Consider the following 12,935-nt stretch of genomic DNA (forward strand, 5'->3'; position numbering starts at 1 on the left):
AAAAGGTTTCAGGTCATTTTCAACCTGAAACCCAATCAAGACCGGCGCAAGCCGCTTTTCTTTTGGCAGCAGTGCTTATTCGGCAACAGCTCCCGAGGCATCAGGCCCAAGGCCGCTCAGCGGGTTGCGCTCCGGTGCCGGGCCGCTGAGCTTCAAGGCGTAATGCTGAATCAGACCCAGCAGCTCTTCATCCGAGTAAGGCTTGCCCAGATAGTGGTTGGCACCCAGCTCACGGGCCATCTCGCGATGCTTCTGCGCAATACGCGAAGTGATCATGACCACGGGCATGCCTTCAAGCTTCTGGTCCGCACGAATATTGCGCAGCAAGTCAAAGCCATCCATGCGCGGCATTTCGATGTCAGACAGCACCAGCGTCGGGCGCTCCTCTTGCAGACGCTCAATGGCTTGCAAGCCATCAGCCGCCAACGTGACGCGGTAGCCTTCGCGCTGCAGCAGGCGCTGGGTCACGCGGCGCACGGTGATGGAGTCATCCACCACCAGCACCAGCGGCACCGTGGTCTGGCCCGCTTCAGTGCCCAGCAAACCCGCACCTGCGGCCTTGGCCAGCAGTCCGCCTTCAGCGGCATCCAGCTCGGCCTTGGCCAGCATGGCGCGCACGCTGTCGCCGTACACGTTGGCCAGCGCCACCGGGTTGTAGATTTGCACCACAGCGCCCGAGGGCAGCACGGACATCCCCGTCAAGCCGGGCAGACGCGAAAGCTGTGGACCCAGGTTCTTGATCACCACTTCCTGGTTGCCCAGCACTTCATCCACGTGCAAAGCCACGCGCTGCGAAGCGCTGCGGGCAATCACCACGGGGCGGGTACGGCCCAGGTTTTCATCGCTGCGCAGCGAGGTCTGCCACAGCGCGCCAGCCCAGTAGAAGGGCATGACTTCGGTGCCATCATGGAACTCGTTCTTGCGATAGCTTTCTTCCAGCGCATCGACCGGCACGCGGCGCACGATTTCAATCAGGTTGGCAGGCACGCCCATGGACACAGAGCCCATGCGCAGCATGACTACCTGCGTAACCGCCGTCGTCAGCGGCAACACCAAACGGAAGGCGCTGCCACGACCGGGTTCGGTATGGGTTTCGATACGGCCGCCCAGCGCATTCACTTCAGAACGCACCACGTCCATACCAATGCCGCGACCGGCTACGCCTGTCACTTCGGTGGCCGTGCTGAAGCCCGGCTCAAAGATCAGGCGGCCGGCATCCTCCAGCGTCATGTGACGGTCATCGGTCCACAGTTTGAGGCTGATGGCCTTGGCACGAATGCGCTCCAGATCCAAGCCAGCACCATCGTCCTCCACGGACAACGCAACGTCATTGCGCTCATGGCTCAGCACGATTTCGATGGTGCCGATGGCGGGCTTGCCCATTTCCTGGCGCAGCTCGGGGGACTCTATGCCATGCGCCACGCAGTTACGCAGCAAGTGCTCGAAGGCCGGCATCATGCGTTCCAGCATGCCGCGGTCCATTTCGATGGTGCCGCCCAAAATGTTCAGGCGGACCTGCTTGCCCATCTCCTTGGAGGTCTGGCGCACCACGGCGTACAGACGTTCGGCAAACGAGTCGAACTCCACCATGCGCGTGCGCAGCAGATCGCGCTGCAGATCACGTGCCTGGCGGCCCTGTGCGACCAGATCATCTTCGGCTACGGCCAGATCGCGCTGCAGATTGCGCTGCACGGTGGCCACGTCGTTCACCGACTCGGCCATCATGCGGGTCAATTCCTGCACGCGGGTAAAGCGGTCAAACTCCAGCGGGTCAAAGCCAGCCGCCGTGTCCTTGGACAAAGCCAGGCGCGACTGCATCTGGCTCTCGGCCTGCACTTCAATGTCACGCAGCTGGGTACGCAGACGCTCCAGGTTTCCTGTCAGGTCATTGAGCGCCGAGCGCGCCTGCATCAGGCGCGCATCAACACGCGAGCGGGCAATCAGTACTTCGCCGGTCTGAGAAATCAGACGGTCCAACAACTGGGCACGCACACGCACGGTCTGCTGCGACGAAGCGCGTGGCACCACGGGTGCCGGCATCTGAATCGCAGCAAGCGCTTGAGCAGACTCTGCCGCAGCGACCTCACTCTTTTCGCTTTCAGCCTCGACAGCATTCAGGTGCAGTGGTGCTTGGGCCAGCTTATCTTCCAGCGGATCCAGCGGCTGCTCGGGCTCTTGCTCACCCGCCATGCGCAGCACATCAAAGCTGGCTTGCAAGGCATCAAAGCTGCCCAGCAAAGGCTCAATGGCTTCAGCGGAGGGGCGCTCCTGGTCAATGCGTTCAACGGCAGACTCCAGACGGTGAGCCATCTCGCCCATGCGCATGGCACCGGCCAGACGGGCACTGCCCTTGATGGTGTGCAGAGCACGCAAGACCTCGTTGCGCGCCTCATCCTGCGTGGGGCGGCCATGCCAGCGGCGCAGCGCAGCGCCCAGTCTGGGCAGCAGGTCGATGGCTTCTTCTTCAAAGATGGGGAACAGATCGGGGTCAACCTGATCCAGCACATCAATGTCGTCTTCATCGTCGCCCGAATGCACAGCCAGTGCAATGGCTTCATCAATGCGGCGCTGCAGCTCAGCTTCATGCTCCACGCTGCCCGCAGCGGGGACCATGGAATAAGGGGCCTGAGCTGCGGCATCTGGCACTGCATCCAGCAGCGGGTCCGCGGCTGGGGCATCGACAGCAGGACTGTCAACTGCCTGTTCAGCGATCAATGCATCCACCAGCGTGTCGCTGGAGAGCAATGCCTGAGGCTCTGCATCCGGCACTTGCTCGGCAGCAAAGTCCAGCGGCAAATCCTTGGGGTCTGCGGCTGGCTGCAGCACTTCAGCAACGGGCCACTCGACATCATCCAGATCGGGCAACTCATCGTATGCAGCAGCAGGCGCAGCATTGGAATCAATGGTCGAGCTGAGAACTTCACGCAGCCCATCTTCAACCCCAGGCACAGTCTCTTTGAGGAACCCTGCGGCGAACTGATGCAGCAAACGGCGCACTTCATCCGAAGCAGTCACACATTGCTGAATCTGCAGCTTGCTGGCAAAGCCCTGAGACTGCAGATGCAGCAGCGCATGCTCAAGCAGGCGCGCCAGTTCTGACAAGGCCTTGAAGCCCACGGTGCCGGAGCTACCCGCCAGCGAATGCGCCAGTGCAATCGCGTCATCAGGGACAGGCTCCGCAGGCGCTTGCGCCCACTGCTGGAGCACATCCCCCAGGCGCTCGGACCATTCATCGGCCTCGTTGAGGTAGACGCTATAGAGCGGCGCGCTGATGCGCAAGCCATCAATATTGCGATAGCCCTCTTCGGCGTCAGAGTCATCTTGCGCAACAGGCTTTTCCGCGGCGACTTCTGGTTCCGCCGTTTCTGACTCAGCGGGCTTGGCGATCTCAGGCTCAGCAGCTTCAGGTGCAGCCTCAAGCAAGGCTTCGACTGCATCCAGCTCTGCTGCAGCCGCTTCTGGCTGAGTCACCTCAGGCAATTCAGCCACGAGATGCTCGGGCTCGGCAACGGCCTGCACTTCCATTGCAGCCTGCTCACTTTCGCGCATGGCCGCTTCAAACGCGGCAAAGTCCAGCTCCTGCACGTCTTCGGCTAGGGTCGCATGCGGCGCTTCAGCGGCCACGGCAGATGCCTCGACCGACTCCAGCAGGTCATCAGGAATATCCAGCTCCGGCATGGCAAAGTCAGCAGCGGCCTCTTCAGGCTCAGCCGACAACGCTGCTTGAACAACCGGTGTCAAGTCGACATCAGGGAAGTCGAGCTCAGGCATCACCAGCTCTGGTGCGCCTTGCACAGGATCGACCAGTTCGGCACGCTTGCCACGACGCGGCACCAGAGCGCTATCTACACGTGTGCCTTGCAGGCGCATGGCATCTGCCGCAGCGCGGAATGGCGTGGCTGACCAATTTTCGGCCTGGTGGTTTTCAATATCCTGCGCCCAGGCCGCAAAGGCCTTGAGCGAGTCTTGCGCCAGAAGCTGCATGGGCGCGGGCATCGCCTGCTGCTCGGCCAGCCAGGCATTGAGCATCTGCTCCATCGACCAGCCGGCTTCACCAAACTCATCAAGCCCGACCATACGGGAGCTACCCTTGAGCGTGTGGAAAGCACGGCGCAGTGTGGTCTGCTCGCTCAGGTTCTCTGGCTCATAGGCCAGAACCTTCAAGGCATTCAGGCCGTTGTCGACGACTTCACGGGCTTCTTCCAGGAAGATGGACAGCAACTCGTCATCGCCATCCAGATCCTCTGCGCTCAGCTCTACAGCCTGGGCCACGGGTGCGGGCACAGGAGCAGGACCGGGAGGAGCAGACACCGGTGCAGGTTCAGCCAAAGCACTGAAATCAGCAACGAAATTCAGGCCACGGGCCAGTTCAGCATCTGCGGCCTCAGAAGGCTTGACGGTCTGCATCCCCTTGAATACCTGAGCCATGGCATCGGCCAGAGCATCAGACCCCACAGGAGCCATGTCCAGTTCAGCAGGCGCAGTCGTCATGGAGAACTCGGGCAGAGCACCCGGTTCTGTAACGGCCCACGGCGAAGGCTCATCCTCAGCACCGGATTCCGGGTCTGCAGTTGCCTCATGCACTGCTGGCAGATGAACTTCAGGAGAAAGCAACAACTCAGGTGCGACCACTGCAGACACTGGAGCCTGCGTCACCTCAGGCGGTGGCGGCGGCGCAGCCACGGAGGGCTGAGCGCCCGCCTGCAGCGAAGCGGCCTGAGCCACCTCGACAGCTGCAGGTTTGACAGAGGCGGCACATGGCGCAGCAGCGTCTGGCTGCGCTGGCTTGAAGTCAGGAACCTGAGCAATATCAGTCGGGATGTCCACCGTGGGGCGGAAAGCCTCGGGGCCACGGCTGCGACTATGGCCCATGACGATACGCAGCTCGTCCTTTTCCTCGTCGTAGACAAACAGCTTGCGCGCCATATTGCGCTGGTAGCTGAGCATATCGATAAGGAAGCCCATGGCACCCAGACTGCTACCTAATTTCTCAAAAACCTGGGGGTAGCTTTCCACGCTCAACTCGCCAAGCATCAGGTGCTCAACGGTCTCGCGCATGCGCTGCATGGCAGTCGCGGCCTGGTCAAAGCCCAGCACCGACAGCACACCACGCATCTGCGACATCTGACCGGGCACTGGACCCAGCACAGAGGTGTCTGCGGGATTACGAAAGAACATGTCGAGCTGCTTTTCAGCCTCGCCCAAGGTCAAGCGCAACTCGCCCACCACAGACCCCATGGTTTGCTGGTCGCTCGCCTGGCGATACAGCTCTTCCATCCAAACTTCAAGCGGCTCAGGCACGGCGCCATTCAACGCAGCATCAAGGCGATGCACGAGAACGCTGGACTGGGCAGACTGCACTTCTTCGTTTTGGCCAGCTGTCATAAAGCTAGCCTGCAGATACAGCACAGCCGTTGCCACCTCCATGGCCAGCTCGGCAGGTGGCGGCGCTCCAACGCTGTCCACCGTGTCGGCCACGCGAATCAGTGCACGCGCCAGGCCATGACTGGCCGGCTGCAGCTTGACCAGCGATTCAGACACATGGCCGAATTGCTCGGCCATGGATTTAATCTTGCTGCGGTCCCCACCAGCCAGTGCTGACCAGGTTTCCGCCGCCGCCACAATGCGCTTGCGGGCCTGCACCAGAACCGACGGATCAAAGCGACCGAAACGGGCCACGTTGTAATCCACCAGCGGCATGTACTCCATGGCATAGGCTTCATGCACAGCCTGCAAAGACTCTCCGGCCTGCTCGCGCGGCTTGGCCTGCGCACAGAAGAACATCAAGTCCTGCAGCAAACGCGCTGGCGGCAGGCTGTCGCCCTTGGCCATGGATGCGTACTGCATGAGCACACGTGAAGCCATGCGCTTGACGTAGATATCAGCCGTAATCAGGCCACGCGCTAGTCCTTCAAAGAAGGCTGCCGCAATCTTCCAGAAACTGCGCGCTGCCACATCCTCGGGCAGACCTGAGGCAAAGCGCAGGCACAACTCGCGCATCTGGGCAGCGGCTTCACGGTCATCACTCTTGACCATGCGCAGCACCACACCATCGAGCATGGCACGGGCATGCGGGCCATAGGCCAGCGGCTCTGGCACAGGGCCTGTCCAGCGCGGTTCGCGGGCTCGGCGCTCGGCAGGCCACAAATCAGCAGGATGAGATTTTTCATTACCCGCCAGAACCTGTGTTTCACGGTACTGAGGGAACAAAGCCACGGCAGAGACTTGCTGACCTGCAAGCACCGCCTCCAGAAACTCCATCAGCGCGAAATGCGTGCGTTCCAGCGTGTTGGCCGCTTCCTGTGTGCAATATTCGGGGCGCTGCACGAAGCGGTTGACCACCGCTTCCATGCTGCGCATCACCTGCGCCGGGGCAGTGACGCCCACCATCTCCAGTGCACCGCAAGCCTGGTGCAACTGCTGGCGTGCAATGCGCAGCGCCGATGTATCCAACTCTTCCAGATCAGACAAACGGGCCGCATCAGCATCACGCATGAAGCGACCTACAGCCTTGGTCGCAGCCTCAAGAGACTTTCGCACCTCATCGAGCACCCAGGCCAACGGGCCCAGATCCTGTTCCGCGGGTGCAGGCATGGCTGCACGTATTGGCGAGTCGTCAACCACTGACATGCTCTAGTTCCTTAACCCTCAGGGGGTCGTGCATTTTTATAAGAGGGAGAGCCAGTCAAATTAGGCAATCTTGAATCGAGAAACAGACTGACGCAGTTCTTCAGCCATGTGAGAGAGCTCGCGCACCTGCTGGGCAGTTGTACGAGTACCTTCACCGGTCTGCTCGGTCACCGCAAAAATGTGCTGAATGTTTTCCGCCACGCCGTTGGCCATGCTGGCTTCACGCGATGTGGAGTTAGAAATATGCTCAATCAGCTCGGCCAGTCGCCGCGACACGCTATCGATTTCAGACAGTGCTGTACCTGCAGAGTCAGACAGGCGAGCCCCTTCAACCACACCCTGTGTGGAGCGCTCCATAGCGGCCACCGCGTCCTGCGTGTCGGTCTGAATGGCTTTCACCAGCGCAGCAATCTGACGTGTCGCATCGGCAGAACGTTCCGCCAGTCGCTGCACTTCTTCCGCCACCACCGAGAAGCCACGACCGGCTTCACCAGCAGATGCGGCCTGAATGGCGGCGTTCAGCGCCAGCACGTTGGTCTGCTCGGTAATGTCCGAAATCAGCTCTGTGATTTCGCCAATCTCCTGCGACGATTCACCCAGACGTTTGATTCGCTTGGAGGTGTCCTGAATCTGGTCACGAATGGAGTTCATACCGCCGATGGCGTTCTGCACGGCCTTCAGACCCGAATCAGCCGCTTGCAGCGATTGACGAGCCACCAGTGCCGATTCCTGCGCCTGAGCTGACACATTGTTAATACGGCCGGCCATATCCAGAATGGACTTACCGGTTTCGCGGATTTCGTGCAATTGCTCGTTGGATGCGGCCAGCAGTTCGGTCGACGTCATATCCACCTGCTCGGTCGTCTGTGCCACTCGGGTGACGGTATTCTGTACCGAGCCCACCAGCGCACGCAGCTCTTCTACCGTGTAGTTCACCGAGTCGGCAATCGCGCCGGTGATGTCTTCGGTAACGGTCGCTTCCTGCGTCAAGTCACCTTCAGCGACGGATTGCAATTCATTCATCAAACGCAAAATGGCCGCCTGATTGGCGTCGTTGATGCGCTTGGCCTCTTGCTCCTGCAAGCGGGCGTCTACTTGATGGCTTTCGGCTTCCTTCTGACGTGCGCGGCTGTCCAGCAGTTGCACGCGAGAAATACCGACACCACTCAACACCGCCGTCAAAAGAGCCAGAGCCAACACCACCAGCTGCAGCATGCTTGAGCCTCCCAGCCCTTGCAAATCAGACTGCAGTTTCTCAAGCTGCTGACGCAGTGGCTCGCTGTCATTGTTGATGCTGGTCTGCGCTTCACGCGCAGATACCAAGCCTTGCAGGTTGCCCAGAATAGCGCTGGCCTGAGTGCGTGTATCGTCGTACTGCTTGATCAGTGTCTGCAGCTGCTCACGCACCTGCGGGTCGCGCGAGGCGCTCAGACCCAGCTCGGTGCTACCGTTGAGCAGACCTTCAGAGATTTCCTTGAAAGAGTTCAAGTCCTTGCCTAGCAAGAACACCGCCTCGGGGCTCACGCCTTCCAAGGTCTGAAATTCATTGGCCGACTTGGCAATACGCTGAGTCAACATCACCAGCTGACCCGCAGCAGAAATTTCCGCCGCACCTGCACCTTGCTGCAGCTTCAGCGAAGAGATGGTTTCTGCCGTTTCCAGCAAGTCAGAAGACTGGCGATTAATGGTGCGCAGCGCCTCACCCACCTGAGTCAGTGTTTTTTGTTGGCCCAGAATCAGGCTGGCGCTTTTTTCTGCACGCTCCATCAGCATGCTGATGTCGCTGACCTCAGCTTGCAGGCCGCTGCTCAGCGCATTCACGCCCAGTTCAGAGTCGCCCGCCGCCAGAGCGCGCACGTTGCGAGCCAGAACGCCAGCGCTGTCCTTCACGTCCGCAAAAGCCGGCGCCGCACCGGTCATGGCCATGGAAACCGACTTGGCCAGTCGCTGCGACTGCATCAGGGCCTGGCCTGTGGCTGCGAGTTGCTGGTTGGAGTTACTGGCATCACGCAGCATCCATGCCGCAGTCACCACCAGCACCAGAACCGAACCGCCCAGCAAGGTAAACAAAGTGCGCTGATGCTTGGCCACCGTCGCGGTGCCAAGAATCGGTAAGCTCACCCGCTCATCTTCGCGCCCCATCTCGTCCATTCCGATGATGGAAGGGGCGCCTTGCACGCTATTGAGCGCGCCGTCATACATATCCTGTACAACGGTGTCCGCCATCATGCTGCTATCGGCATGGACAGCATCCGCAACGGGCTTGCGTCGAAACATTTGATTTAATTTTTGTGCGAAGGACATAGAGCTGTATCCAGAAACCTCAAGCACGAATGCTCAAAAATTTAGCAGTTTGAGACAGGTGCTGCAATTTCAGCTCCTGCCAGCGGCGGCCGCTCGCATCAATATGCACGGCACCAAAGAAACTCGGGGAGCGCTCAGGTGCAGGCTCGGTTTTGGAAAATGCATCTGCGGCGCGCAGCCCCAGCAGACGATCGGCCAGCAAGGCCGCATTCACTTCCAGCGCAGGGTTGAAAGCCAGCAAGCTGCAGTCCATCAATTCCTGCTCATTGCGGGCACTTCCATGACCCAGTAGCTGGGCCAGATCCACAACGCCCATCAAGGCACCGCGCAGATTGGCGATACCGAGAAACCAGGTTTGTGTGTAAGGAACAGGCTGAACGCCTGCCCAGGGGAAAATTTCGCCCGCTTGATTAAGCGGTAGCAAATAGTCCCGCCCGCCGACTTGTACAGCCAGCCAAGCGGCGACGCTGACGCCTTCATTGCGCGCTGCTTGCAGGCGCCCGGCCAGTCGGGATTGGAGGTCTCGGAGGGCTTCGCGGTTCGCCATAAGCAGCGCAACCTTTACAGAGCTGCGATCTTGGCCTGCAGCTCGGCAGCATCCACCGGCTTGGTGATGTAGCCTCGTGCGCCCTGTCGCATACCCCAGACTCGGTCAGTTTCCTGATTCTTGCTGGTGCACATGATGATGGGTACGTCGGCATACAGCGGATCACGCGAGATGGCGCGAGTCAGCTGAAAGCCGTTTTGACCGGGCATGACCACATCCATCAGGATCAGATCAGGCTTGTCTTCGGCCAGACGCTTCATGGCGTCTTCGCCATTTTCAGCCGTACGCACTTGCATACCCTGTCTTTGCAGGATGTCCGTCAGAGCCATCAGCTCTGTTTTTGAATCGTCGATGACCAGAACTTTTTGAATTGTCATTACGCAGCTCCCACATCTGCTGCCTGCAGCCCGAATTGTTGTACGGCTTGCAGCAATTGATCTTTAGTAAACGGTTTGGTCAGATAGTCTTGGCAACCCACCATGCGGCCACGCGCCTTGTCAAAGACACCGTCTTTGGAAGACAGCATGACGACGGGTGTGCTGGCAAAGCGCGCATTGCGCTTGATGATGGCGCAGGTCTGATAGCCATCGAGCTTGGGCATCAGAATGTCGCAAAAGATGAGCTGAGGCTGATAGTCGTTGACCTTCGAGAGGGCATCAAAGCCATCATCAGCCAGAAGAACTTCGTAGCCGCCTTGCTTGAGGAAAATTTCAGCGCTGCGGCGGATGGTGTTGCTGTCATCCACCACCAGAACGCGCAAGGGCGCACTAGATGCTGTCACAGTGAAATTCCTCCCAATTCGGTCGTCGATGGATTGAGTGTTTTGCTCACTCAGATTTCCACCATTTCAAAATCTTCTTTTCGTGCACCGCACTCCGGGCATGTCCAGTTCATGGGCACATCCTCCCAGCGAGTCTCGGGGGCAATTCCGTGCTCCGGGCAGCCAAGAGCTTCCTCATAGAGCCAGCCACAGGTCAAACACATCCAAGTTTTAGGGTCAGTCACAGCTTATAGGGGCTTCACATAGAATGCAACGATTGTATCTAGTCACAACCCCGGCTCCCACCCTTGCATTCCCGGGTGCAAACTGGGGTGCGCCATGGCATTGAACCCCATCTCCACCACTCCCCCTCGCCGCACAAGCCAGGAAGAAGCGACAGAATCCGCTCCCGTTTGCGTGCTGTCTTTCAACAGCAGCGACCCCAGTGGAGCCAGCGGACTGTCGGCTGACATCGCCACCATCTCCTCGGTCGGTGGTCACGCCCTGCCTGTCGCCTGCGGTGCCTACGTCAGAGACACCGCCCGCATTCATGAGCACTTCTCGCTCGATGATGAGGCGGTGACCGAGCAGGCCCGCATGGTGCTGGAAGACATTGCTGTCGCCGCCATCAAGGTCGGTTTTGCTGGCTCGCCCGCCAACCTGGCTGCGATTGCCGCGATCTCGTCTGACTACCCCAACATCCCCATCATCAGTTACATGCCGGACCTGTCCTGGTGGGAGGACGACAAGCAGGATCAGTACCTGGACGCGTTCAAGGAGCTTGTCCTGCCTCAAACCTCAGTGTTGGTTGGAAACCACAATACCCTGTGGCGCTGGCTGCTGCCCGACTGGGAGCAAAGCCGCTCGCCCACGGCGCGCGACATTGCCATGGCTGCCGAAGCGCTGGAAGTACCCTATGTATTAGTTACGGGTATACCCTTGCCAGACCAGTTTGTGGACAACGTACTGACCACTGCCCAGACCGTATTGGGCAACAGCAAGTACGAGATGTTTGACGCTACGTTCACAGGTGCAGGTGATACGCTTTCAGCTGCCATTACGGCCTTGCTGGCAACCGGCAACGACTTGGGCGTCGCAACGCTGGAAGCGCTGGAGTACCTGGACCACAGCCTGGATGCAGGCTTTAGGCCCGGCATGGGCCACTACCTGCCTGACCGTCTTTTCTGGGCCCAGCCCACCGAGGATGAAGAGTCCGAAGACGAGCCAGAAGACGAAGAAACCCCTGATGACGAACCAGAGACAAAGCCGATCGAAGGCTTTGTGATCCCCTCTCATGACACAAAACACTGACTTGAACACTGCATTGTTTGAACGCGCCAAGGGTGTGATCCCCGGCGGCGTCAACTCGCCCGTGCGCGCCTTTGCCGCCGTGGGTGGCACACCCCGCTTTGTGAAGCGCGCCCAAGGCGCCTACTTCTGGGACCAGAACGAGCAGCAATTCACCGACTACATCGGCAGCTGGGGCCCCATGATCCTGGGCCACGGCCACCCCGAAGTGATCGAGACGGTACAAGCTGCCGTGCTCGAAGGCTTCAGCTTTGGCGCCCCCACCGAACGCGAAGTGGTGCTGGCCGAGAAGATTCGTGAACTCATGCCCAGCATGGACATGGTGCGCATGGTCAGCTCCGGCACCGAAGCCGGTATGAGCGCGCTGCGCCTGGCCCGTGGTTACACCGGTCGCAACAAGATCATCAAGTTCAACGGCTGCTACCACGGTCATGCAGATTCGCTGCTGGTCAAGGCTGGCTCGGGCCTGGCCACCTTTGGTGCCTCGTCCTCTGCTGGTGTGCCCGCCGATGTGGCCAAAGACACCATCGTGCTGGAATACAACGATGTGGCGCAGCTGGAAGAAGCCTTTGCCAAGATTGGCCACGAAGTCGCCTGCGTGATCATGGAGCCCATTGCCGGCAACATGAACTTTGTGCGCGCCAGCGTGGAGTTCACCCGCCGCATCCGCGAGCTGACCCAGGAACACGGTGCGCTGATGGTCTATGACGAAGTCATGACCGGCTTCCGCGTTGCCTTGGGCAGCGCCCAGAGTCTGTACGCCAAAGACATTCCCGGCTTTGCCCCCGACATTACCGTGATGGGCAAGGTCATCGGCGGCGGCATGCCCATGGCCGCTTTCGGCGCGCGCCGCGAGATCATGGAAAAGCTCTCGCCGCTCGGCCCCGTCTACCAGGCCGGCACGCTGTCGGGCAACCCTATTGCTACAGCTTGCGGCTTGAAGACGCTGGAACTCATCAGCCGCCCCGGCTTCCATGCCGACCTGCACCTCAAGACCGGCCACCTGATGCAAGGTCTGAAGTCCGAAGCGAATGCCGCCGGCATTCCCTTCAGCGTGGACTGGCAAGGCGGCCTGTTCGGCTTCTACTTCCTGCCCGAGCTGCCCACGGACTACGCGCAGGTCATGAAGACCGACGGCAAGGTCTTCAACCAATTCTTCCACGGCATGCTGGAGCGCGGCCACTACTTCGCGCCTGCGCTGTATGAAGCGGGCTTTGTGAGCGCGGCCCATACCGAAGACGATATCGACCGCACGATTGAAGCCGCCAAGGAAGTGTTCAAGACACTTTGAATATCGCCCCCTGAGCCGCTTTGCGGCTTCCCCCTCTCTGCGGGAGGGGGACAACATCTTCGCTGCGGGGCTGCCCTTGCTGGATGTCTCCGACT

The 12,935-nt window shown here is 59.9% G+C and carries 8 protein-coding genes; 2 read left to right on the top strand and 6 right to left on the bottom strand.

Going from position 1 to position 12,935, the window contains the following annotated elements:
* Window positions 1-75 precede the first annotated feature (75 nt).
* From HF327_RS05670 to HF327_RS05695, 6 genes are read right to left on the bottom strand one after another with little or no spacing between them, the layout of a single operon-like run.
* Window positions 76-6,630 (bottom strand): Hpt domain-containing protein, encoded by a 6,555-nt coding sequence (locus HF327_RS05670; RefSeq protein ID WP_169107328.1) that lies wholly within the window; start codon window positions 6,628-6,630, stop codon window positions 76-78.
* Between the two features lie 60 nt (window positions 6,631-6,690).
* The gene (locus tag HF327_RS05675) at window positions 6,691-8,934 is read right to left on the bottom strand and encodes a methyl-accepting chemotaxis protein (RefSeq protein ID WP_169107329.1); all 2,244 of its coding nucleotides are present in this window, start codon (window positions 8,932-8,934) and stop codon (window positions 6,691-6,693) included.
* 19 nt (window positions 8,935-8,953) lie between these two features.
* Window positions 8,954-9,481 (bottom strand): chemotaxis protein CheW, encoded by a 528-nt coding sequence (locus tag HF327_RS05680; RefSeq protein ID WP_169107330.1) that lies wholly within the window; start codon window positions 9,479-9,481, stop codon window positions 8,954-8,956.
* A 14-nt stretch (window positions 9,482-9,495) separates the two neighbouring features.
* On the bottom strand, window positions 9,496-9,858 hold the full coding sequence (locus tag HF327_RS05685) for a response regulator (RefSeq protein ID WP_169107331.1): 363 nt from the start codon (window positions 9,856-9,858) through the stop codon (window positions 9,496-9,498).
* Window positions 9,858-10,262: a response regulator gene (locus HF327_RS05690; protein ID WP_169107332.1), complete on the bottom strand. Its 405-nt coding sequence runs from the start codon at window positions 10,260-10,262 to the stop codon at window positions 9,858-9,860. Before HF327_RS05690 ends, HF327_RS05685 begins: the two co-directional genes overlap by 1 nt.
* A gap of 50 nt (window positions 10,263-10,312) precedes the next feature.
* Entirely contained in the window at window positions 10,313-10,465 is a 153-nt protein-coding gene (locus HF327_RS05695) for a rubredoxin (RefSeq protein WP_099735781.1), read from the bottom strand.
* Window positions 10,466-10,580: 115 nt separating this feature from the next.
* On the opposite strand from HF327_RS05695, the gene thiD reads away from it, so the two are divergent.
* Together thiD and hemL are read left to right on the top strand one after the other, a co-directional pair.
* A complete protein-coding gene (thiD, locus tag HF327_RS05700) occupies window positions 10,581-11,552 on the top strand; it encodes a bifunctional hydroxymethylpyrimidine kinase/phosphomethylpyrimidine kinase (RefSeq protein WP_169107333.1) in 972 nt (323 codons plus the stop codon).
* A complete protein-coding gene (hemL, locus tag HF327_RS05705) occupies window positions 11,536-12,840 on the top strand; it encodes a glutamate-1-semialdehyde 2,1-aminomutase (protein ID WP_169107334.1) in 1,305 nt (434 codons plus the stop codon). The genes thiD and hemL overlap by 17 nt, the downstream gene beginning before the upstream one ends.
* Window positions 12,841-12,935: the final 95 nt, after the last annotated feature.

The sequence above is a fragment of the Comamonas suwonensis genome, from assembly GCF_012844455.2.
Taxonomy (GTDB): domain Bacteria; phylum Pseudomonadota; class Gammaproteobacteria; order Burkholderiales; family Burkholderiaceae_C; genus Comamonas; species Comamonas suwonensis.